At 73.2% G+C, this 22099-nt stretch carries 23 protein-coding genes; 13 read left to right on the top strand and 10 right to left on the bottom strand.

What is annotated here, in order from left to right; genetic code table 11:
• Nucleotides 1-42: 42 nt before the first annotated feature.
• On the top strand, nt 43-1257 hold the full coding sequence (locus DQ239_RS16305) for an MFS transporter (protein ID WP_233489378.1): 1215 nt from the start codon (nt 43-45) through the stop codon (nt 1255-1257).
• On the opposite strand, the gene DQ239_RS16310 is transcribed toward DQ239_RS16305, so the two are convergent.
• The 4 genes from DQ239_RS16310 to DQ239_RS16325 form a co-directional block, all read right to left on the bottom strand.
• Nucleotides 1214-1558, bottom strand: coding sequence for a hypothetical protein (locus DQ239_RS16310; protein ID WP_113835469.1), 345 nt, complete (start codon nt 1556-1558; stop codon nt 1214-1216). The two genes, DQ239_RS16305 and DQ239_RS16310, sit on opposite strands and share 44 nt — an antisense overlap.
• A 48-nt stretch (nt 1559-1606) precedes the next feature.
• Nucleotides 1607-2437, bottom strand: coding sequence for an ABC transporter permease subunit (locus DQ239_RS16315; protein WP_113835470.1), 831 nt, complete (start codon nt 2435-2437; stop codon nt 1607-1609).
• Nucleotides 2434-3363 (bottom strand): ABC transporter ATP-binding protein, encoded by a 930-nt coding sequence (locus DQ239_RS16320; protein WP_113835471.1) that lies wholly within the window; start codon nt 3361-3363, stop codon nt 2434-2436. Before DQ239_RS16320 ends, DQ239_RS16315 begins: the two co-directional genes overlap by 4 nt.
• Nucleotides 3364-3486: 123 nt before the next feature.
• Complete coding sequence (locus tag DQ239_RS16325) at nt 3487-4566, bottom strand: NAD(P)-binding domain-containing protein (RefSeq protein ID WP_113835472.1); 1080 nt, start codon at nt 4564-4566, stop codon at nt 3487-3489.
• A 153-nt stretch (nt 4567-4719) separates the two neighbouring features.
• On the opposite strand from DQ239_RS16325, the gene DQ239_RS16330 reads away from it, so the two are divergent.
• The 5 genes from DQ239_RS16330 to DQ239_RS16350 are packed head-to-tail and all read left to right on the top strand — an operon-like array spanning nt 4720 to nt 9739.
• The gene (locus DQ239_RS16330; RefSeq protein WP_113835473.1) at nt 4720-5526 is read left to right on the top strand and encodes an ABC transporter ATP-binding protein; all 807 of its coding nucleotides are present in this window, start codon (nt 4720-4722) and stop codon (nt 5524-5526) included.
• The gene (locus DQ239_RS16335) at nt 5523-6389 is read left to right on the top strand and encodes an ABC transporter ATP-binding protein (RefSeq protein WP_113835541.1); all 867 of its coding nucleotides are present in this window, start codon (nt 5523-5525) and stop codon (nt 6387-6389) included. The genes DQ239_RS16330 and DQ239_RS16335 overlap by 4 nt, the downstream gene beginning before the upstream one ends.
• On the top strand, nt 6386-7276 hold the full coding sequence (locus tag DQ239_RS16340) for a branched-chain amino acid ABC transporter permease (protein WP_113835474.1): 891 nt from the start codon (nt 6386-6388) through the stop codon (nt 7274-7276). Before DQ239_RS16335 ends, DQ239_RS16340 begins: the two co-directional genes overlap by 4 nt.
• Complete coding sequence (locus DQ239_RS16345) at nt 7269-8498, top strand: branched-chain amino acid ABC transporter permease (protein ID WP_113835475.1); 1230 nt, start codon at nt 7269-7271, stop codon at nt 8496-8498. The genes DQ239_RS16340 and DQ239_RS16345 overlap by 8 nt, the downstream gene beginning before the upstream one ends.
• Nucleotides 8495-9739, top strand: a complete 1245-nt coding sequence (locus tag DQ239_RS16350) for an ABC transporter substrate-binding protein (protein ID WP_113835476.1) — start codon at nt 8495-8497, stop codon at nt 9737-9739. Before DQ239_RS16345 ends, DQ239_RS16350 begins: the two co-directional genes overlap by 4 nt.
• A gap of 50 nt (nt 9740-9789) precedes the next feature.
• On the opposite strand, the gene DQ239_RS16355 is transcribed toward DQ239_RS16350, so the two are convergent.
• Nucleotides 9790-10947, bottom strand: a complete 1158-nt coding sequence (locus DQ239_RS16355) for an MFS transporter (RefSeq protein WP_113835477.1) — start codon at nt 10945-10947, stop codon at nt 9790-9792.
• 118 nt (nt 10948-11065) lie between these two features.
• On the opposite strand from DQ239_RS16355, the gene DQ239_RS16360 reads away from it, so the two are divergent.
• Both DQ239_RS16360 and DQ239_RS16365 read left to right on the top strand, forming a co-directional pair.
• Entirely contained in the window at nt 11066-11452 is a 387-nt protein-coding gene (locus DQ239_RS16360) for a DUF6394 family protein (RefSeq protein WP_113835478.1), read from the top strand.
• Nucleotides 11453-11464: 12 nt separating this feature from the next.
• The gene (locus tag DQ239_RS16365) at nt 11465-13285 is read left to right on the top strand and encodes a potassium channel protein (RefSeq protein ID WP_199583073.1); all 1821 of its coding nucleotides are present in this window, start codon (nt 11465-11467) and stop codon (nt 13283-13285) included.
• A gap of 33 nt (nt 13286-13318) precedes the next feature.
• On the opposite strand, the gene DQ239_RS16370 is transcribed toward DQ239_RS16365, so the two are convergent.
• Entirely contained in the window at nt 13319-13810 is a 492-nt protein-coding gene (locus DQ239_RS16370) for a hypothetical protein (RefSeq protein ID WP_147252148.1), read from the bottom strand.
• Nucleotides 13811-13991: 181 nt separating this feature from the next.
• Between DQ239_RS16370 and DQ239_RS16375 the strand changes: the two genes are divergently transcribed.
• The 3 genes from DQ239_RS16375 (at nt 13992) to DQ239_RS16385 (ending at nt 17213) form a co-directional block, all read left to right on the top strand.
• On the top strand, nt 13992-15044 hold the full coding sequence (locus DQ239_RS16375) for a hypothetical protein (protein WP_113835480.1): 1053 nt from the start codon (nt 13992-13994) through the stop codon (nt 15042-15044).
• A 187-nt stretch (nt 15045-15231) separates the two neighbouring features.
• A complete protein-coding gene (locus tag DQ239_RS16380) occupies nt 15232-16587 on the top strand; it encodes an ATP-binding protein (protein WP_113835481.1) in 1356 nt (451 codons plus the stop codon).
• Nucleotides 16584-17213, top strand: coding sequence for a response regulator transcription factor (locus DQ239_RS16385; protein WP_113835482.1), 630 nt, complete (start codon nt 16584-16586; stop codon nt 17211-17213). The genes DQ239_RS16380 and DQ239_RS16385 overlap by 4 nt, the downstream gene beginning before the upstream one ends.
• A 138-nt stretch (nt 17214-17351) precedes the next feature.
• On the opposite strand, the gene DQ239_RS16390 is transcribed toward DQ239_RS16385, so the two are convergent.
• The 3 genes from DQ239_RS16390 to DQ239_RS16400 form a co-directional block, all read right to left on the bottom strand.
• Entirely contained in the window at nt 17352-18008 is a 657-nt protein-coding gene (locus DQ239_RS16390) for a hypothetical protein (protein ID WP_113835483.1), read from the bottom strand.
• Between the two features lie 117 nt (nt 18009-18125).
• Nucleotides 18126-19007: a helix-turn-helix transcriptional regulator gene (locus DQ239_RS16395; RefSeq protein ID WP_113835484.1), complete on the bottom strand. Its 882-nt coding sequence runs from the start codon at nt 19005-19007 to the stop codon at nt 18126-18128.
• Nucleotides 19008-19177: 170 nt separating this feature from the next.
• Nucleotides 19178-20143 carry an alpha/beta hydrolase gene (locus tag DQ239_RS16400; RefSeq protein WP_113835485.1) on the bottom strand — a complete coding sequence of 322 codons (966 nt, stop codon included), beginning with the start codon at nt 20141-20143 and terminating at the stop codon, nt 19178-19180.
• Between the two features lie 338 nt (nt 20144-20481).
• On the opposite strand from DQ239_RS16400, the gene DQ239_RS16405 reads away from it, so the two are divergent.
• Both DQ239_RS16405 and DQ239_RS16410 read left to right on the top strand, forming a co-directional pair.
• A complete protein-coding gene (locus DQ239_RS16405; protein WP_113835486.1) occupies nt 20482-21213 on the top strand; it encodes an SDR family oxidoreductase in 732 nt (243 codons plus the stop codon).
• 15 nt (nt 21214-21228) lie between these two features.
• Nucleotides 21229-21585 (top strand): carboxymuconolactone decarboxylase family protein, encoded by a 357-nt coding sequence (locus DQ239_RS16410; protein WP_113835487.1) that lies wholly within the window; start codon nt 21229-21231, stop codon nt 21583-21585.
• A 73-nt stretch (nt 21586-21658) separates the two neighbouring features.
• Here DQ239_RS16410 and DQ239_RS16415 read toward each other — a convergent pair whose 3' ends face one another.
• Nucleotides 21659-22096 carry a hypothetical protein gene (locus DQ239_RS16415; protein WP_113835488.1) on the bottom strand — a complete coding sequence of 146 codons (438 nt, stop codon included), beginning with the start codon at nt 22094-22096 and terminating at the stop codon, nt 21659-21661.
• Between the last annotated feature and the right edge of the window lie 3 nt (nt 22097-22099).

The raw sequence follows: 22099 nt of genomic DNA on the forward strand, positions 1-22099 counted from the left end.
CCGTCGTCCGGGAGGAGCGGAGTCCTCTGAGATCCTCTGCAGGTGAGCGAGGCAGGAACGCAGGTGCGGACGTCGCTGTGGCGGTCGCGGGGGATGCAGGCCCTGATCGGGGTGACGTTCCTGGGGTTCGCCAGCTACTGCCTGACCCTCGCCTCGCTGCCCGTGTACGCCGTCCGGGGCGGGGCCGACGAGAGCACCGCCGGGGTGGTCACCGCGGTGTTCCTGGTCTGCACGATCGCCGTGCAGGCGACCGTCCCGGCGCTCACCGCCCGGTTCGGGGTCGGCCCGGTGCTCGCGGTGGGGCTCGCGGCCATGGGGATCCCGTCGCCGCTGTACGCGCTCGACGACGGCGTGGCCTGGATCAGCGCGCTGTCCGCCGTCCGGGGCGCGGGCTTCGCCGTGCTGACCGTGCTCGGTGCCACGCTGTCGGCGCAGGTCGCCCCGCCCGAGCGGCGCGGGGAGTCCATCGGGCTGTACGGCCTGGCCATCGCCGTCCCCAACCTGGTCGCGGTGCCCGGCGGGGTGGCGCTGGTGCTGGGCGACTCGGTGGCGGCGCTGTCCTGGCTGGGGGCGTCGCCGCTGCTGGGCATCCCGCTGGTGCCGCTGCTCATGCGTCAGGTGGGGCCGCAGCCCGGGGCCGGGGCGGCCGGCACCAACCGTGCCGCGGTGCTCGCGGCCGTGGCGCCGTCCGCGGTCCTGTTCGTGGTGACCATGGCCGGCGGCGGCGTGGTGACGTTCCTGCCCATCGAGCGGCCGGACGGCGCGCTGGCCACCGCGGCGCTGCTGCTGTTCGGCGCGACCGGCGCGGTGAGCCGCTGGCGCGCGGGGATGCTCGCCGACCGGCTGGGCGTCCGGCTGCTGCTGCCGCTCGCCGTCGTGCTCGTGGCCGTCGGGCTGCTCGCCATCGCCCTCGGGCTGGTAGCCGGCGACGCGTGGGTGCTCGCCGGTGCCGCGGTGTTCGGCACCGGCTTCGGCGCCGTCCAGAACCTGACGCTCCTGACGTCCTTCACCCGTGCCGGCGAGTCCGGGACGACGGCGGCCAGCGCCATGTGGAACGCCTTCTTCGACGCCGGGACGGCCGCCGGTGCCCTGGCGCTCGGCCTGGTGGCCGCGGGCATCGGCCTGGACTGGACCTACGTGGTGGTCGCGGCCGCGCTCGCCGCGCTGCTGCCCGTGGCCGCGGCGGCGGCCCGGCCGAGCCGCTCCCGGGACCTCAGCCCGGGAGCTGCTGCGCGGCGGCGTGCAGCGACCGGATGAAGAGGATCTCCTCACCGGACTTCCGCAGCCAGGCGCGCAGGCCCTCGACGTCGCCGCGGGACCGGTCCCGCAGCTGACCGAGGTTCGTCTGGCGGGTGCTGGCCTGCGCCCGCTGCGCGGTGGGCAGCGCCCGGCCCTCGGCGCGGGCGATCGCCGTGAGCCCGGCGCCCAGGAAGACGAGGTCGCGGACCTCGGTGAGGTCGGCGAGGAGCGCGTCGGCGGCGGGGTCCTCCGCCGTCAGCAGGGTCAGGAAGTCGTCGGCGCGGCGGCGCCCCTCGGCGGCCGGGTCTGCAGCTGTCACCGCACCACTGTCCCCCGGCCGGGGCGGCCGGGGGGCAGGGGGTGTTTTTCAGGCGTCGCGGCGCTGGAAGGCGAACCAGCCCACGACCAGGAGGACGGCGGTCTCGGCGGCGAAGGCGGCGAACCCGGTCCACGGGGCCAGCGCCTCGGGGTTGAAGTTGACCGGGACGGCGACCGAGGAGCCCGCGTTGCCCGGCATGAGCTTCGCGATCCACTCGCCCCACGCGCCGGGCAGCAGGAAGGCCATGTTCCCGAGCACGAAGACCAGCGCCAGCACGACCGACAGGGCCGCGGCGGTGTGCCGCACCAGCAGCCCGACGGCGGCGGCGAAGAGCCCCAGCCCGGCCATGTAGAGACCGCCGCCGAGCATCGCGCGGAGCACGCCGTCGTCGCTCAGGGCCAGGCCCACGCCCTCCCGGTCGAGGAACCAGTTGCCGGCGAAGTACCCGGCGAACGCGGTGACGGTGCCGGCCACGAACAGGGTGCCGGTCAGGACGACGGCCTTCGCCGCGAGGACCCGGCCGCGGCGCGGGGTGGCGGCGAGGGTCGCCCGGATCATCCCGGTGCCGTACTCGCTGGTGACCGCCAGCGTGCCGAGCACGATCGCGGTGATCTGGGCGAACGTCATGCCGAACGTGAGGAAGGAGCCGGGGTCCTCGTCGGCCTCGCCGCTGGCCAGCCACTCGGCGTTGGTCGCGCAGATGAGCGCCGTCATGCCGGCGCCCAGCACGAACAGCATCACGACCGACCACGTCGTGGAGCGGACCGTCCAGAACTTGATCCACTCGGCGCGCAGCGTCGAGCCGAAGCCCGGCCGCGTCCCCGGTACGTTGCGCCGCGGGTCCAGCGTGACGGTGCTGCTGGTGGCGGTGACGGTCATCGGGAGGCTCCTGCCAGCTCGGTCCGGGGGCGGGCGGCGTACTCGACGCTCGAGGCGGTCAGCGTCATGAAGGCGTCCTCGAGCGAGGAGCGCACCAGGGTCAGCTCGTGCAGGTACAGGCCCTTGTCGCCGACCAGCTCGCCCACGGCCGCGGCGTCCAGGCCCTGCACGTGCAGCTCGCCGTCGACAGGGGTGACCTCCGCGCCCGCACCGCGCAGCAGGTCGGCGACCTGCCCGTGCTGCGGCGAGCGGACCAGCACGTAGGAGGCGGCGTGCTCGGCGATGAAGTCGCGCATCGAGCAGTCGGCGAGGATCCGGCCCCGGCCGATGACCACCAGGTGGTCGGCGGTCAGCGCCATCTCCGACATGAGGTGGCTGGAGATGAACACGGTGCGCCCCTCGGCGGCCAGCTGCCGGGCCAGGGTGCGCACCCAGCGGATGCCCTCGGGGTCCAGGCCGTTGACCGGTTCGTCGAGGACGACGACGGGCGGGTCGCCCAGCAGCGCGACCGCGATGCCCAGCCGCTGCCCCATGCCCAGGGAGAAGGCGCCGACGCGGGTGCCGGCGACCGCCGCGAGCCCGACGAGCTCCAGCACCTCGTCCACCCGGCTCGTGCGGATCCGGTTGCTCGCGGCCAGCCAGCGCAGGTGGTCGCGGGCGGAGCGGCCGGGGTGCAGCGCCCTGGCCTCGAGCAGGGCGCCGACCTCGCGGAGCGGGGCGGGGGAGTCCTGGTAGCGGCGGCCGTTGACGGTCACGCTGCCGGCGGTCGGCCGGTCGAGGCCGAGCAGCATGCGCATCGTCGTCGACTTGCCGGCGCCGTTGGGGCCGAGGAAGCCGGTCACCCGGCCGTCGGCGACGGTGAAGGAGACGTCGTCGACGGCGACCGTGCCGCCGTACGTCTTGGTGAGGCCCGAGACGGTGATCATGGCCGCGGGCCCGGGGACGGGATCGGAGGAGTCATGGCCGGAAGCCTCGCGGCGCGGGGGTGCCCGGCACATCGGGGAGCGCCCTGAGCGGACCCTGAACCTCCCCCTACGGGCATGCCCTCGTCATGCGGTGCGGGCGAGGTCCGGGCGGAGCAGCCGGCGCAGCTCCCGGGCGGCGGCCTGACCGGCCCGGTTGGCGCCGATGGTGCTCGCCGACGGGCCGTAGCCGACGAGGTGCAGCAGCGGCTCGCCCGCGACGTGGGTGCCGTCCATCCGGATGCCGCCGCCCGGCGTGCGCAGGTGCAGCGGGGCCAGGTGGCCGACGGCGGCGCGGAAGCCGGTCGCCCAGAGGAGGACGTCGGCGCGGACGGTCGTGCCGTCGTCCCAGGCGACGCCGTCGGGGGTGATGCGGTCGAACATCGGCCGGCGCTGCAGCACGCCGCGGTCGAGGCCGTCGCGCACGTAGGGGGTGGAGGTCAGCAGCCCGGTGACGCCGACGACGCTGCCCGGACGGCGGCCCTCGCGCACCGCCTCCTCGACCAGGGCGACCGCGGCGCGACCGGCGTCGGCGTCGAAGACGTCGTCGCGCCACACCGGCTCCCGGCGGGTGACCCAGGTGGTCGAGGCGACCCGGCTGATCTCGCCCAGCAGCTGGGTGGCCGAGGCGCCGCCGCCCACGACGACGACGTGCCGGCCGTGGAACTCCTCGGCGGTGCGGTAGTCGACGGTGTGCAGCTGCCGCCCGCGGAACCGGTCCTGCCCCGGGTAGCGGGGCACGAACGGGCGGGTCCAGGTGCCGGTCGCGTTGACCACCGCACGTGCGGTCCAGGTCCCGGCGTCGCTCTCGACGCGGAACCGGCCGTCGTCGGTGCGGTGCACGGCGGTGACCCGGACCGGCCGCACCACGGGCAGGTCGAAGTGCCGCTCGTACTCCGCGAAGTAGGCGGGCACGGACTCGACGGCGGGCGCGGCGGGGTCGTCGGGGGTGAAGGCCAGGCCGGGCAGGTCGTGCACCCGGTGGGTGGTGGTCAGGGTGAGCGAAGGCCAGCGGTGCTGCCACGCGCCGCCCGGTGCGTCGTCGGCGTCCAGGACGACGAACCCGGTGCCCGGCGCGAAGCCCTGGCGCAGCAGCCCGTGGGCGGTGGACAGCCCCGCCTGGCCCGCGCCGATGACGACGACGTCGAGCTCGCGGGAGACCTGCACGCCCGGTCAACGACGGGTGGCTCCGGCGCCTTCCCCGAGGTGGGCGGCCCGCAAGACGTGATCGAACCGTGAGCACCGGTTCCGCGAAATGGGTGACCCTGCCCCTAGAGTCCCCCGCATGTGGTCTGGATCACAGCCAGAGGGAGGGTGCCCGTGCTGAGCATCGAGGACGTCCACGTGACCTACGGCGGTGCCGTGCAGGCGGTCCGCGGCGTGTCCATGGAGGTCCCCGACGGCGAGGTCGTCGCCGTCCTCGGGAGCAACGGCGCCGGGAAGACGACGCTGCTGCGGGCCATCTCGGGCACCCTGCGGCTGCACCGCGGGCGGATCGAGTCCGGCGCGATCCGCTTCGACGGCACCGACATCGGCACCCGGGACCCCGCGCAGACCGTCCGCATGGGCCTGGTCCAGGTACCGGAGGGACGGCGGATCTTCGGCCGGCTCACCGTCGAGGAGAACCTGCGCGCCGGGGGCATGGCCAGCCGGGACAAGGCCGCGAAGGCCCGGGCCCAGGACCGCGTCTACGACCTGTTCCCCGTCCTGCGCGAGCGGAGGTCGCAGCGCGGGGCCCTGCTGTCCGGGGGCGAGCAGCAGATGCTCGCCATCGGCCGGGCGCTCATGGCCGAGCCCAAGGTGCTGCTGCTCGACGAGCCCTCCCTCGGGCTGGCGCCGCGGATCATCGGCCAGATCGGCGAGGTCGTCGCCGAGATCAACCGGCAGGGCACGTCGGTGCTGCTGGTGGAGCAGAACGCGACCATGGCGCTCGGCGTCGCCCACCTGGCCTACGTGCTCGACGTCGGCGAGGTGTCGCTGTCGGGGGAGGCCCGGCAGCTGGCGCAGACCGACGAGGTGCAGCGCCTCTACCTCGGCCACGACGGGCACGACGGCGACGCCACCGCCGGTGCCGCACCCCGGCGACGCGCGACGTCGGGCCGGAAGCTCTCGCGGTGGACGGCGTGAGCGCGGCCGCGGACGTCCGCTCGGACGTCCCCCCGGTGCTCGTGGAGGACGTCACCGTCCGCTTCGGCGCCATCACGGCCCTGTCGCAGGTCTCGTTCACGGTCGAGCCCGGCACCATCCACGCGATCATCGGGCCCAACGGCGCCGGCAAGTCGACGATGTTCAACGTCCTGTCCGGCGTCTACAAGGCCGCCGAGGGCCAGGTCCGGTTCGGCGAGCACCGGCTGGACCGGATGCGGCCGTACCAGATCGCCGGCATCGGGGTCGCCCGTTCCTTCCAGAACATCGCGCTGTCGCCGGCTCAGAGCGTGGCCGAGAACCTGATGCTCGGACGCCACCACCTCACCCGCGCCGGGTTCGTCGCCGCGGGCCTCCGGCTCCCGCGGGCCACCCGCGAGGGCCGGGTGCACGGCGGGCGGGTGGCCGAGATCGCCGAGTTCCTGGACCTCGGCGACAAGCTGCACACCCCGGTGGGCGTGCTCTCCTACGGCGACCAGAAGCGGGTCGAGGTCGCCCGGGCCCTGTGCACCGAGCCGCGGCTGCTGCTGCTCGACGAGCCGGTCGCCGGCATGAACGCCGAGGAGACCGACCGCATGGCCGAGGCGGTTCTCGAGATCCGCTCGGCGCTGGGGATCTCGGTGATCCTCGTCGAGCACGACATGGGCATGGTCATGTCCCTGGCCGACCGGGTGACCGTCCTCGACTTCGGCCGCCGCATCGCCGACGGCACCCCGGCCGAGGTGCAGAGCGATCCCGAGGTCATCCGGGCCTACCTCGGCTCCGGCGACGAGATCGACCCCTCCGAGGCCGCCGAGGCCGCCGCCGCTGCCCACCCCTCCGAGACCCCCGGGACGACGTCGTGACCCAGTTCCTGTCGCTGCTCCTGAACGGCATCTCCCTGGGTGCGATCTACGCGCTCATCGCCCTCGGTTTCGTGGTCATCTTCAAGGCCAGCGAGGTCGTCAGCTTCACCCAGGGCTCGCTGCTGCTGCTCGGGGCGTACGCCATCGCCCGGCTGTCCGACCCGCTCGGCTTCTACCTCGCGGCCCTGGTGGGGATCGCGATCACGGCCCTGGCCGCGTTCGTCATCGAGCGGCTGATCATCAACCGGCTGCGCGGTGCGCCGGTCATCAGCCTCGCGATCGTGACCATCGGCGTCGACATCATCCTGCTCACCGAGCTGATCCGGCGGATCGGCTCCGACATCCTCAACGTGCCGCACCCGTGGGGCGGCGACTCGGTGCAGATCGGCGACGTCGGCATCAGCGAGAACCGGCTGATCGCCATCATCGTGGCCGGCCTGCTCATCGCGCTGTTCTTCCTGGCCTTCAAGTTCTCCAGCTGGGGCGTGGCGATGCGCGCGTCGGCCGAGGACGGCGAGACGGCCGCGCTCATGGGCATCCGGCTGGGCCGGGTCTCGGCGCTGGCGTGGGTCGTGGCGGGCATCCTGACCGGCGTCGCGGCGCTGTTCCTCGTCGGCTCGCCGACACCGGGGGTGAGCCCGTCGGCGTACACGGTCGCGCTGCGCGCCTTCCCCGCCGCCATCCTGGGCGGGCTGGACTCCACCGGGGGCGCGCTGGTGGGCGGGCTGCTCATCGGCGTGGCCGAGTCCCTCGCCGCCGGCTACCAGGACGACCTGCTGTTCCTGGGCCGTGGGTTCGGCGACGTCGTCCCGTACATCGTGATGATCGCGGTCCTGCTGGTCCGGCCGTCCGGCCTCTTCGGCACCCGGGAGCTGACCCGTGTCTGAGTCCACCGCCACCGCCACCGCCACCCGGGGTGCGACCCGCAGGGCCGGCCGCACCGCACCGGCTCCCCGCCGGTCGTACCTGCGCCCGCTGCTGCTCGCCGTCGCGCTGCTGGTGCTGCTCGCGCTGCCCCTCTACGTCGAGGAGTTCTGGCTGCGCACCGGCTTCGCCGTGGCCGGGGCGATCGTCGGCGCGATCGGGCTGAACCTGCTGGTCGGGACCACCGGCCAGCTGTCCCTGGCGCACGCGTTCTTCCTCGCCGTCGGCGCCGTCACGTACACGTTCGTGGCGGGCGAGTCCGGCGGCATCGGGCTGGCCGACCTCCGCGGGCTCGGGTGGCCGCCGCTGGTCGGCATGGTCGCCGGGGTCCTGCTGGCCGGTCTCGCGGGGTTGCTGTTCTCCCCGATCGCGGCCCGGCTGCGCGGGATCTACCTCGGCGTCGCATCGCTGGCGCTGGTCTTCATCGGCCAGCACGTGCTCAACAGCTGGACGCAGGTGACCGGCGGGTTCAACGGCCGTTCGACGCCGGAGTTCTCGCTGTTCGGGTTCACGTTCGGCAACACCGACCCCGACCTGTTCGTCCTCGAGGTGCCCTTCCGCGAGGCGGAGCGGCTCTGGTACCTCGGTCTGGCCCTGGCTCTGGCCGCCTACGTGTTCGCGCGCAACCTGCTGCGCAGCCGCCCCGGCCGGGCGCTGGAGACGCTGCGCGACAGCGAGGTCGCGGCCTCGGTGATGGGCGTCAACGTGCAGCGCTACAAGGGCCGCGTCTTCCTCGTCAGCTCGATGTACGCGGGGCTGTCGGGGGTGATGTACGCCCTGTCCATCGGCAGCATCGCGCCGGAGTCGTTCGGGCTGGAGCTGTCGGTCCTCTACCTGGCCATGATCGTGCTGGGCGGGCTGGGCTCCGTGGGCGGCGCCGCCCTCGGCGCGCTCTTCGTCAGCGCGCTGCCGCTGGTCTTCCAGCGGTACGCCGATGCACTCCCGCTGGTCGGGGGAGCCGGTGAGGGAGGCCTGGCCCCGGGCGAGGCGGCCCGCTACCTGTTCGGGCTGGCGATCATCCTCGTCGTCCTCTTCCAGCCGACCGGTCTGGCCGGCCTGGCTGCGCGGTTCCGCCGGAGGGGCCGCGACCCCGGCGGGGGCCCGGCCGACCGGTCCGCATCGGCCACCAGCGACTCCACCACCTCTGTTCCGTCCGACCCACCAGCCCAAGGGAGCACGTCATGAATCTCGGTCCGGTCTCGCGCAGCGCGGCAGCGTTGGCAGCCGTGTTGCTCGCCGCCACCGCGGGGTGCAGCACCAAGGCTCCGGAGTCCAGCGGAGGAGGCGGCGGGGGAGGCGACGCCGCCGATGTCCAGACCGACGTCGGGGTCGAGGGCACGACCATCCAGCTCGGCGTCCTCACCGACCTGACGGGCGTGTTCGCCGCGCTCGGCAAGGACCTCACGAACGCCAACACGCTGTACTGGGAGGACAACCAGGTCTGCGACACCTACGACGTGGAGCTCGACGTCCAGGACACCGGCTACGTGCCGCAGACAGGTGTCCAGCTCTACAGCGGGATGAAGGACAGCATCCTCGCGATGCAGCAGACCATCGGCTCGCCCATCAACACCGCGCTGGCGCCCGAGTACGAGTCCGACCAGATCGTCAACTTCCCCTCGGCCTGGTCCAAGACGCTCACCGAGATCCCCGGCACCGGTGTCGTCGGCGCCACGTACGACGTGGAGATCTCCAACGGCTACGACTACCTGCTCCAGCAGGGCCTGCTGAAGGAGGGGGACACCGTCGGGCACATCTACTTCGAGGGCGAGTACGGAGCCAACGGACTGGCCGGCTCGCAGGCGGTCGCGGAGGCCAAGGGCCTGAACATCGTCGAGGCCCAGATCAAGTCCACCGACACGGACATGAGTGCCCAGGTCACCCAGTTCAAGGCGGCGGGCGTCAAGGCGATCGCCCTGACCGTCGCCCCCGCCCAGACGACGTCGGTGGCGGCGGTGGCGCAGGCCCAGGGGCTGGACGTGCCCATGCTGGGCAACAACCCGGTCTTCGCGCCGGGTCTGCTGGACGGTCCCACGGCGGACTGGCTCAAGACGCACCTCTACGTCGCCTCGCCGGTCTCGTCCTTCGCCGACCACGCCGATCTGCTGGACGCCTACCAGCAGGCCTACCCCGACGTGACGCCCAGCCTGGGCGTGCTCGTGGGCTACGGCATGGCCACCCTGATGAACCAGGTGCTGGACGCCGCGTGCGAGAACGGTGACCTCACCCGCGCCGGCCTGGTGGAGGCGTTCGACGGCCTGGAGGACGTCGACACCGGCGGCCTCGTCGTCCCGATCCGGGGCTTCGAGAACGGCAAGTCGCCCAGCCTGGAGAGCTTCGTCCTCGTGCCGGCCGACGAGCCGGGTGGGGCGAAGGTGGCCCAGGACGCCTTCGAGGGCGAGTTCGCCGCGGACATCGCCGGCTGACGAAGAACACGGCGGCGCCTCCTCCCCTCGGGAGGGGGCGCCGTCGTCGTCTACAGCCGGCCGCTGCGGGCGACCGGCACGAGGCGCAGCGCGAGCGCCGCGGTGAGCGCGGCGGCCACCGCCAGCGGCACGGGTGCGGACGACGCGCGTGCGGCGACGGCCATCGCGAACGGCGCGGCGAAGCCGAGGTAGGCGCAGGCCAGGAACAGCGACGTCAGCGCGCCGAGCCGGGCCGGTGCGGCCAGCCGGGCGGTGAGCGTCAGCCCGGCGGCGAGGCTCAGCCCGCCCCCGGCGCCCAGCAGCGGCGCGGCGACCGCGAGCCAGGCGAGAGCCTCCGTCGTCGCGAAGGCGACGGCGGCGGTGAAGCCGAGCGCGCCCAGACCGGCGCCGACGACGGCGGTCCACGCGAGCAGCCGCCGCTGCAGGCCGGCCACGAGCGTGCCGGCGCCGAGGGTGACCCCGGCCAGGACGCCGGTCACCGCCACCCCGCCGTAGGGCAGGTCCACGAGCAGCGGCACCGCGCTGATGACCGTCGAGGGGAACGCGTAGACGCACACCGCGACCGGCGCCATCACCGTGACCACCAGGAGGCCGTCGCCGCGACGGATCAGCGGGGCGCCGGCCGGGCGGTCGGGCCCGCGGGGACCGGCGCGCCGGAGGTCGACGGTCTCGGGCAGCCCGACGGCGAGCACCAGCCCGATGCCGACCAGCACCACGTGGACCAGGTAGGGGAGCACCGTGGGCGCCGGCCCGTACTGGCCGAGCAGCCCGCTGGTGAGCGGGCCGAGCGAGAAGCCCGCCGTCATGGCGAACGCCGCGCGCCGACCGCCGGCGCCGTCCCCGGAGGCGCTCGACAGCTCACCGAGCCAGGCACTGCCGACGCTGAAGACCATGCCGCTCACGACGCCCTGCGCGAAGCGGGCGAGGAAGAGCAGCGCCAGGGCGTCGCCCGCGGCGGCGAAGGCCACCGACGCGAGTGCGGAGAGCACCATTCCGGGCAGCGCGACCCGGCGGCGGCCGAGGCGGTCCGACAGCGGGCCGGCGACGAGCAGCGCGGGCACGAGGCCGGCGGCGTAGACCCCGAACAGGCTGGTGAGCACCTCGGGGGAGAGGCCCAGCCGCTCCTGGTAGACGAGCAGCAGCGGCGTCGGGACGTTGGTGCCTGCCGCCACCGCGAACAGGGCGAACGCCGCCCGCTTCCACGCCACCGGGGCACCCTACGGACGGCGGACGTCGACCGCGCGCGATGCCGGGATCGTCGCTCGACGCGCGGACCGGGCGCCCGGCCACCACGATCAGTGCGACGACGCGAGGGAGGGAGGCGCGGTGAACCTCGAGAAGGTGGTCTTCGGCTTCTTCGTCGTGCTCGCGGCGACGTTGAACTTCGGGTTCTTCATCGGCGACATCGACGATCCCGTGCTGCACAACCCGTACGAGCTGTTCGCCGCGGTCGTGGTCAACCTGATCGCGACGGTGCTCAAGTTCGGCGACCGCACGCAGATCGGCGCCTTCCACCTGGCCACGAGCCTGGTCGCCGTCCTCCAGCTGGTCGCCGCCGCGCTGGCCTACGGCTACGCCGAGTACGTGTCCACCGCCGGGATGGACGCGGGCTGGACGGCGAGCGTCGTCTCGCTGTCGGGCGGCGCGCTGCTCGCCAACCTCGTGTCGGTCGTGCTGCTCGTCGTGGAGACGGCGTCCTTCCACCGCGGGTGACCGGAGGCCGTCGTGGGCAACCCCCTGCTCCTCATCTGGAAGTCCCTCTTCGACACCGAGGACGACGAGCGGCGCGACCGCCGGGCCACGCTCCGGGTCGCGGCCGCGTCCTCCGCGCAGGCGACGGCGACGATCTTCCTCATCCTGCGCCGCATGCGGACGCCGCTCATCGTCCTCATCGTCATCTTCGCCGTGAGCGTGCTCGGGCTGACGCTCATCCCCGGGGTGGACCCCGCCGGCCGGCCGACCCGGATGGGGTTCTTCGACGCCTTCTACTTCATGAGCTACACGGCGTCGACGATCGGCTTCGGGGAGCTGCCGTACCCGTTCACCTACAGCCAGCGGATGTGGGTCACCATCTCGATCTACCTGACCGTGATCGGCTGGGCCTACGCCATCGGCTCCCTCCTGGCGCTGCTGCAGGACCGCGCCTTCCGCTCGGCCCTGGCGTTGCAGCACTTCAGCCGCAAGGTGTCCCGGCTGCGGGAGCCCTTCGTGCTGATCGCCGGCTACGGGCAGACGGGAGAACTCCTCGGGCACTCGCTCGACGAACTCGGACGGCGGATCGTCGTCCTGGACAAGGTGGCGGACCGGATCGACGGCCTGGAGCAGGACTCGTACCACGCCGATGTGCCCGGGCTGACCGCCGACGCCCGCGACCCGGGGCACCTCGCCGTCGCCGGGCTGGACCACCCGTCGTGCGAGGCGGTCGTGGCCCTCACCGACGACGAGGAGGCCAACCTCGCCATCGTGATGGCGGCGGCGCTGCTGCGTCCGGAGCTCCCGGTGATCGCGCGGGTCACCTCGCGCGTGCTCGCCGAGCGGATGCAGGCCTTCGGCAATCCCGGCCTGGTGAACCCGTTCGACCGCTTCGGCGACCACCTGCGGCTGGCGCTGCGAGCGCCGGCGTCCTACCAGCTGCTGACCTGGCTGGAGAGCGGTCCGGGTGGGGAGCTGGGCGCCCGCGGCACACCGCCCCGGGACGGACGCTGGGTCGTCTGCGGCTACGGCCGGATGGGCCGGGAGCTGACCACCGACCTGCGGGCCGCGGGTCTCGAGGTGACCGTCATCGACGACTCCCCGGAGGACGTCGATGACCCCGGACTGCTCGTCGGTGACGGGTCGGACCCCTGGACCCTGGCGCAGGCCGACCTCGACCGTGCCGTCGGACTCGTCGCGGGCACGGACAACGACACGACCAACCTGTCCCTGGTCGCCGCGGCCCGGCGTAGCACGTCCTCGCTGTTCATCGCGGCGCGGCAGAACCGCCCGGCCAGCGCGCCGCTGTTCGCGTCCATGCGCATCGACGCCCGGCTCGTGCCGAGCGAGCTGATCGCCCACGAGGTCTACGCGCAGCTGTCCACCCCGCTGCTGTGGCGGTTCCTGCGGGAGATGCCCGCGCGCGGTGACGCGTGGGCGGCCGCCCTGATCGACCGGCTGACCCAGATGTGCGGCACCCGCCTGCAGGCGATGTGGAAGGTGCGGCTGACCCGCACGGAGGCGCCGGCGCTCGCCGGGTGGCTCGCGTCGGGGTCCGCGCGCCTGGGCGACCTCCTGCGCAACCCGGAGGACCGGGAGGAGCACCTGCACGCCGTGCCGCTGATGGTGCTGCGGGACGGCGAGGTCACGCTCGCTCCCGAGGGAGATTTCGTGCTCGCTCCCGGGGACGAGCTGCTGCTGGCCGGTCGCCCGGGCGCGCGCCGGGCGCTGGGCACCACGCTGCTTGTCCCGTCGGTCCTCGAGTACGTCGTCCACGACCGGCGGGTGCCGGCCAGCTGGATCTGGCGGAAGCTCACGCGGACCCCGGTCGCCGACGCGACCAGCCTGCGCTGACCCACGGGGCCGGCCGACCGGACCAGGACGGGATCAGGGCGCCCGGCCGCAGTCCGTGCTCCCGGTTGCGGGTGACGCCGGGCGGTGCCGCCGGCGGCTGGGCTGCAGGACGACGGAGCGGCCGACCACGACCATGCCCCGGGGGGAGGGCTCGGTCGTGGTCACGGTCGGGCTCGCCGAGAAGGCCTCGGGATCGGCCGCCAGCCTGGTCTGCACGAGGTGCATGACGGCGTCGCGGACCCGGGCGACGATCGCCACCTCCGCGGCCGCGTCGGGGAGGATGCTCGTCCACCGCTCGAGGCCGGCCTCGTAGGACTCGTGGAGGAACACCGGGACCGGGTCGTCGGCGCCCATGGTGCGCCAGAGCTCCTCGGGCAGGAGGCGGTACCGCCCGGGTGGCCCGGGGAACCCCGTGCCTGCGCGCGGCTCGACCACACCGGCGGCCAGCGCGGCGCCGGCGACCTCGGCCACCACGCCGGCGAGCTCGTCCGGTGGCTCGATCCAGGTCACGCGGACAACAGGCACCTGCCCTCCTCTGCTCGTCCCCGATCCAATACCCGCCGGCCGGACGCGGCCATCCCGCCGCCTGCGGCGGTCCGTAAGCGAACGTCGTAGGTCGAGCGACCTAGGCCCAACGCTCACTGGCGACGGCGATCAGCGGCCTCCCAGGGTTCCCGTGCACACCCACCACACCCCGGGAGGACCCATGACCGCACGGCGCAGTCGCCGCAGACCGCACCTCACCCACCGCGTCCGTGCGGGGCTGGTCGCGCTCACCCTGCTGCTGGGTGGGGTGATCGCGCTCGCGGCGCCGGCTCAGGCAGCGTCGTCCAAGGCCTGCGAGGGCGGGGGGTACCAGCTGGTGAACGCGACGACGAACGCCGTCGTCGCCGACGGGCGCAACGGCACGCGGCTGAGGGCCACGATCACGGCCGCCAGCCTCGGGGACCGCTTCGTGGTGCGGGGCCGGCACCAGCAGTTCACCGTCCGGGCGAGCGACTTCGCCGTCTTCGACCACCTGTTCACCGGGGCGCCCAACCGGGAGCAGATGGTCACCACCCCCACGGTCGTGTGGGAGAGCAAGGTCCCCGACCACCGGGGGCTGCGGCTCACGAGCGCGATCTCCGTCCAGTTCGACCGGGAGGCGATCGAGCTGGAGCGGACGGGTGCCGGGCTGTCGATGAAGATCCAGAGCAAGGACTGCGCGCAGGGCGGGATCTTCCAGATGGAGCCCGAGCGCGGTGACGGCACCCGCACCCGCATCGTGCACACCCTCGGCGGGCAGTCCTTGTACTTCGACAACCCGAACTTCCGCGCCCGCATCGGTCAGTTCCTCGGCTCCGGGTGCACGAGTGCCACCACCGGGCCGGCCGGGCAGTTCTGCGTCCAGGTGAGCCCCCGGGTCAACATCGCCAGCGATGGCCCCGGCGCCCGCAACCTCGTCGCCCGGGACAGCGCCCAGGTCGCCACCCGGATCGACCAGCCGGACTGCGATCCGGCCGGCCGGTACGTCACCGACGTCGACCACTGCGGCCGGCAGTCGATCTGGGACGTCGCCAGCGGCGGTCGGATGGGCTTCGTCACCGGTGAGGACGCCGTCGAGGTGGCCAACCCGCCGACGAACTGCACGCAGAACTGCCAGGCGCAGAACCAGGTCCGCGGGCGGCTGGCCGTGCTCGGCTTCCCGTCCCCGGTGCCGGCGGCGAACCGGCTGACCCCGCCGAGCCTGCCGGTCTCCGCACCGCTGACCGCGCCCTGACGGATGACCCCCGCTGCGTGACACCCGCGATGAGGCTCCTCCGCTGCGGTGCGAGGAGCCTCATCCGCGCCCGGGTCGGGGTCGGACTGCGAGGACGCCGGTGATCGACACCCTCGACAACGGCTGTGACGCAGGCCACACTTTCTCTGCCTCAGCGCCACCTCCCGAGGCCGACCCCGAGGACTCCGTGAGCGCCCACCTCGACGTCAGCGAGCTCCGGACCGTCGTGCTCGCGGACGGCCGCCGCACGCTGGGGGACACCAACGTCGCGCGCCGCGTGCTCGTCCGGATGACGGTCGGGACCCTGGTCATCCTCGCCGTCGTGGTCGCCGGCGGGTACTTCGCGAGCGCCCGCCTGGCCCGGCACGAGGTGCTCATCGACATCCGGACGCTCAACGAGTCGGTCGCCCGCACCCTCGTCGAGCCGACGGGCGACCGCCTGCTGGCCGGGGACCCGGAGGCGCTCGCCGCTCTCGACGACGCCGTCCGCGGCCACCTCCTGCCGCAGACGGCGGTGGAGCGGGTCAAGCTCTGGACGGGGGACGGGCGGATCGTCTACAGCGACGAGGCGGAGCTGATCGGGCAGACGTTCCCCCTGGCCGAGGCGCTGCTCGACGTCCTCCGGGCGGCGGAGGGCTCCCGGACCGGTGTCAGCGACCTGAGCGCCGAGGAGAACCGGCTGGAGCGGAGCGGCGGCGACACGCGACTCCTCGAGGTCTACACCGCCGTCAGCACCGACGGCGGGGAGAGCATGCTCTTCGAGGCCTACGTCCGCTACGACATCCTCGAGCAGCGCCAGCGCGACATCTTGCTGTCGTTCACGGCGGTCGGGCTCGTGGCGCTGGGCCTCCTCGCGGTGCTGCAGTTCTGGCTCGCCTCGGCCAACCTGCACTGGCTGCAGCGCGAGCGCGCCCGCATGTCGCGGCGCAGCGCGGAGGCGGTCGAGGACCAGCGTCGTCACATGGCGCGAGACCTGCACGACGGCGTCGTCCAGGACCTCGTCGGCGCCAGCTACCTGATCAACGCGGGCACCGGCCCGCTCCGGGCCGCGGGGCACCACGACGCCGCCGAGGACCTGCACGGCGCGGAGGCCAGCATCCGCACCAGCGTCCGCAGCCTGCGGTCGCTGCTCATCGACCTCTATCCGGCGAACCTGCGCAGCTCCGGTCTGCGGGCCGCGCTCCTCGACCTCGTCGACCCCGTCCGGGCCCGCGGGGTCCAGGTCCACCTCGACCTGCCGGACGACCTGGAGCTCCCCGACCACCTGGAGGTCGCGCTGTACCGGGCCGCCCGCGAGGCGGTGCGCAACGCCGTCCACGACGGTCGGGCGACCGAGATCCGGCTGACCGTCCGGCCCGCCGGCGGCCGGGTGACGCTGACCGTCCGCGACGACGGCGACGGCTTCGACCCGGCGGCACCCGTCGCGGCCGGTCACCTGGGCCTGCGCGGGCTCGCCGACGAGGCGGAGGTGCTCGGCGGCACGCTCGCGGTGACCTCGGCGCCCGGGCAGGGAACGGAGCTCCGGCTCGTGCTGCCGAGATGATCCGGGTGCTGGTCGTGGACGACCACCGCGTGGTCCTGGCCGGGCTCGCGCGGGTGATCGATGCGGCCGAGGACATGCAGGTCGTCGGGCTCGCCCCGGACGGGGACGTCGCCGTGGACCTGGCGGCGCGGACGCTGCCGGACGTCGTGCTCATGGACCTGTCCATGCCCCGGGTGGACGGGGTGACAGCCACCCGTCGCGTCCTCGCCCTGAGTCCGGCGTCCTACGTCCTCGTGCTCACGTCCTTCTCCGACCGGGAGCGCATCGTCGACGCCTTCCAGGCCGGCGCGGTCGGCTACATGCTCAAGGACAGCGAGCCGGACGACCTGCTCAAGGCCCTGCGGGCAGCGGCCCGGGGGGAGTCCCCGCTGGACCCCCGCGTCGCCCGGGAGGTCCTCCGCAGCGGTCCGGTGCTCGCGGCCCGCCCCGAGCTCACCGACCGAGAGCGCGCGGTCCTGCGCCTGGTCTCGCAGGGGCTGGCGAACAAGCAGATCGCGACCCGGCTGGGCATCCGCGAAGGAACGGTGAAGGCGCACCTGAGCCATGTCTTCCAGCGCATCGGGGTGTCCGACCGGACCTCCGCGGCCCTGTGGGCCCGGGCGCACCTGGGCAGCGAGGCGACGTAGTGGGGGCCTCGAGGAGTCGAAACCCGAACCCGCTGATTAAGGGTTGCACGTCCTACCTCTCGACCTCTCGACGCTCCGGGCGGTCAAGTCACGCGTCGAAGGCGCGATCCGCTTCCTGTCACGGCTCATCCGCGGGGTCTAGACCGGACGGTCGGACAACCCCTGTGATCTCCGGGGCCCCGGCCCGCGCCGGGCGCGAGAGCGGACGAGTGGCCAGCCGGCCACGGCCACAGCCAGCGGGATGCCGGCGACGGTGAGGATGTCGCGAATCAGCGGCAGGGCGGCGCCGGCGAGTGCGCCGGTCGCGATTAGCGCAGTGGACCAGACGACGGCCGCCGGTGCCGTGCCACGCAGCATCGTCGCAAGCGGAACACCTTCGGAGGCGGCGAGACGGGGCGCGAGGGTGCGGGCGCCGACGACGAACTGAGCCGCTGCCGCAGCTCGGACCGGCCGGCGCGCGATGGCCTCCCGCCACGGCGTCATGGTCCGGTCCGCCAGGCGGGTGACCCGCTGCGGCAAGCGGCGGCCGAGGACTCCGGTGGACGACGCGTCGCCGGACCGTCGGCGGGCCGTGTGGTGCCCGACTGCTGCACCGAGCACGGTGGCGACGGCGACGCTGAGCGCAGCGAGCGGCAGCGACACGTTCCCCGCGCCGGCCAGGACGCCCAGCCCGAGCACCAGAGAACCGGCGGGCAGGGCGATGCCGATTAGCAGGCCGGACTCGGCGACAAGCACCAGCGCGACCATCGCGGTCGCGGTGAGGGCGCACACGCCGAGCAGGGTGTCCGCGGTCATGGGTGGCTCCTCGGGGATCGGCAGCCGAGCCGGACACGCAGCTGGTGGATGCACAGATCCGACATCTCACCGGCTGACGCCAGGTGGCCGGATGCGGTCACGTGCCGCGCGGTCGCCTTACAGGTCGCGGACCTCGCCGACCGGGCGCCGCCCGAGCGGGTCGGCGGTCGCCGTCCAGCTGGCCAGCATGTCCAGAGCGTGCTGGGAGGGTGAGCCGGCTTCGGCGGCGTACAGGGTCATGCCCAGGCCTTCGTCGGCCTCGAGGGCCATCGTCTCGTAGTCGAGTTCCAGGTCGCCGACGATCGGGTGGTGCAGCCGCTTGTGGCCCGTGCGGTGGAACCGCACGTCATGGGCGGCCCATCGGACCCGGAACTCGTCGCTGCGGGTGGCCAGCTCGCCGATGAGGTCTTGCAAGTCCCGCTGGTAGGGGTTCCTCCCCGCCCGCGAGCGCAGGGAGGCGACGCTCTCCGACGCCAGCTGCGCCCAGTCGGGGTAGAAGTCGGCGGCGGCGGGGTCCAGGAAGGTGAACCGGGCGAAGTTGGCGGGCTGCTCGCGGCTGTCGAAGATCGGCGCGTACAGCGCCCGGCCGAGCGGATTGGCCGCGAGCAGGTCCCCGTGGACGCTGGCGACGAGCGCCGGCGCCTGGATCTGGTTCAGCAGGCGCTGCACGACTGGGCGGATGCGCCGGCTTGCCGGGCGGGAGCGCCGACGGGCGACCGGGCTGGTGGCCCGGACCAGGTCGAACAGGTGGGTGCGCTCGGCATCGTCGAGTTGCAGCGCCCGCGCCAGCGCCTCGAGCACCTGCTCGGACACGCCGGTCACCTGGCCGCGCTCCAGCCGCCGGTAGTAATCGGCAGAAACTCCAGCCAGAGCCGCGAGCTCTTCCCTCCGCAGGCCGGGCACCCGGCGCTGGCCGTAGCTGGGCAGCCCGGCCTGCTCGGGGGTGATCCGCGCCCGGCGGCTGGCCAGGAACTCGGCGATGTCGGCTGCGGCGTCCACAGTTCAGTTCTCCTTCTCACCGGTCGCGCATCCCGCGTGGGCGAGGGACGGCACGGCTCGGTACCAGTCTGGTTGCTGGACGTGCGTGGGGACCTGCACCTTAGGGATCGGGCGGCCCGATCTCCCTGGGGTAGGCGCCGAGCACAGGCACCCACTCAGGGGCAGACGACCTACGACAGGTTCTTGGTGAAGAACTCGTCGACCTGGTTGAACGGGATGAGGTCGAGGCGGTCGTAGAGGTCGATGTGCCGCGCGCCCGGCACGACGACGAGCTCCTTCGGCTCGCCCAGCTGCTCGAACGCCTCCTCGGAGAACCAGCGTGAGAAGGCCTGCTCGCCGACGATCATCAGCACGGGCCGGGGGCCGATGTCCTCGAGGTAGCGCAGGCCGCCGTAGCCCATGTAGCCGAGGTGGCTGACGGCGATGTGTCCGCCTTGGGAGTGGGGGTGGTAACCGCGGTCGTTGCTCTTGACGTAGTAGTCGAAGAACTCGCTCGTGACCGGGTCCAGCTCCACACCTTCGGGGACCTCGGGCGGGAAGACCGGGTCGTAGCTGACCGTGCCGGCGTCGACGTCGGCCCAGCGCTGCGCGTTGAGGCGCTCGGCCTCGGCGTGACGGTCGGCGTCGCTCCACGAGTGCTGCCACCCGTTGCGGTAGTTCTCACCGATGTCGTACATGGAGGCGGTGACGACGGCCTTGATGCGGGTGTCCATGCGCGCAGCGCCGAGACCGAAGCCGCCCGAGCCGCAGATGCCGACCAGCCCGATGCGCTCGCGGGAGACGTAGTCGAGGGTGCCGAGGAAGTCCACGCCGGCGCTGAAGTCCTCCATGAAGATCTCCGGCGAGGACACGAAGCGGGGCTCGCCGCCGGAGTCGCCCTTGTAGGAGGGATCGTGCGCGAGAGCGACGTAGCCGCGCTCGGCGAGCTGGTTGGCCCAGAAGCCCGACATCTGCTCCTTCACGCCGCCGTGGCTGGGGCCGACGACGAGGGCGGGATGCTGGACGCTCTTGTCGAGGTCCTTCGCGGTGTAGAGGTCGGCGGCGATGGTGATGCCGTAGCGGTTCGTGTAGGTGACGCGTGTGCGATCGACCTTCGGGGAGAGGACGAAGGTCAGACCGTCAGGCTGGAGCGGCATGGGGACGTTCCTGTTCTGGTGAGGGAGCTGCGGGAGGGCTCCGTGCGGGTCAGCGGTCGCATTGGGTGAGGCCGCGACGGCGCTTGAACCGGTGTGGTGGCTGCGGGAGTCACCGACGTCCACCGCCGGTCGGCGGTGAGCGGCCGTCGTCCGGACGGACCGTGCAACAGACGCTAGGCGCGACGCGGGGCGCATGAGGGGCCCTGCTGATCCCCCTCTTACAGGGCCTCGCACGCCCCTGGACGGGCGCGCATGGTGGAGCTCACGACGCACCGAGCGAGGCTCCGCTGAGGGCCGCGGAGGCGTCTGTCGTTCCCCACGAGCACACGGAGTTCCTCATGAGCACCCCTTCCTCCGGCCGCGTCGCGGTCATCACCGGCGCCTCCTCGGGCATCGGTGCGGCGACCGCCCGCGCGCTGGCCGCCGACGGCTACCGCATCGCGCTGCTGGCCCGCCGCGCCGACCGCATCCAGGCGCTGGCCGACGAGCTCGGCAACGGCTCGATCGCCATCGCCGCCGACGTCACCGACCGCGACTCCCTCGTCGCCGCCGCGCAGCGCGTCGCCGACGAGCTCGGTGGCGCCGACGTCCTGATCAACAACGCCGGCGTGATGCTGCTGGCGTCGTTCACCTCCGAGCAGCGCGCCGAGCAGCGCCAGATGGTGGAGGTGAACCTGCTCGGCGCGATGACCGCGACCGAGGTGTTCCTCGACCAGCTGCGCCCCGGCGGCGGGGACCTGGTCAACCTCTCCTCGGTCGCCGGCCGGGTCGCGCACGCCGGCGGCGCGGTCTACCACGCCACCAAGTGGGGCGTGAACGGCTGGTCGGAGGCGCTGCGCCAGGAGCTGCAGCCGGACGTGCGGGTGACCGTGATCGAGCCCGGTGCGGTCGCAACCGAGCTGACCAACCACATCACCGACGAGGCCACCAAGCAGGGCGTCGAGCAGTTCTACGCGGCCACCGCCATCAGCCCCGATGACGTCGCGCAGGTCATCGCCTTCGCGCTGTCGCGTCCGCGCAGCGTCTCGCTGAACGAGATCCTCGTCCGTCCGAGCGCCCAGGCGCTCTGACCCGCTGGAGACACCGTGAGCACAACTCCTGAGGGAGCACCCGAACCCTCGGCCGCGCAGCGCCTCGTCGGAGACATTGCCCCCAAGCTGGCCGAGTTGACCGACGACGTGCTCTTCGGCGACGTCTGGGCACGGCCCGAGCTGGCCGCCCGCGACCGCTCCCTGATCACCGTCGCCGCTCTCGTCACGAACGGCAGCACCGAGCAGCTCGTGGGACACCTCGAGCTCGCCAAGGCCAACGGGCTGAGCGAGACCGAATTGGTCGAGGCGATCACGCACCTCGCCTTCTACGCCGGCTGGCCCCGTGCCGTGTCCGCGACGCTCGTGGCCAAGCAGGTCTTCGCCGCGGACCGGGATCGACCGGAGGCGTGAGCACCCGTCCTTAGAGCGGCTGCGACCGCGAGTCCGTCCTGGGTAGGTCGAGGCGCCCCGCACACGCCTCGGCCTACCCCAGGTCGATCTGTCGCGGCGTACCCGTACGCGTGACGCTGTAGATGAACGGTCCCGGCTCGTCAGCCCAGACCACGATGCGGCGCCAGTTGACCATCAGCACTTCGAGTTGCTCCCACGTCCCCCGAGCATCGGGGCCGGCAATGGCGACCATGCGGGCGCCGTTGTCGCGAACGGCCACCACCTCAGCGCGCCGCCGCTGGATGTTCGAGTCGCGGGTGACGATCACCCAGCCCTGTTGGGCGACGATCGGGATCCACTGGGGGTCCTTGGCTCCTGCCGCGATGGGGCAGGGCGGGCGCTCGCGACGGAACATCACGGCGCCGAGGTCGCCGGGATAGGTCACCTCCGGGCGAAGGGCGCCGACCACTTTGGCCAAGCCGAGTACGTCTTCGTCGAAGTAGAACCGGACGTCGGCTGGGCGCGGCGGCACCGC

Source organism: Blastococcus sp. TF02-09 (assembly GCF_003319105.1).
Taxonomy (GTDB): domain Bacteria; phylum Actinomycetota; class Actinomycetes; order Mycobacteriales; family Geodermatophilaceae; genus Blastococcus.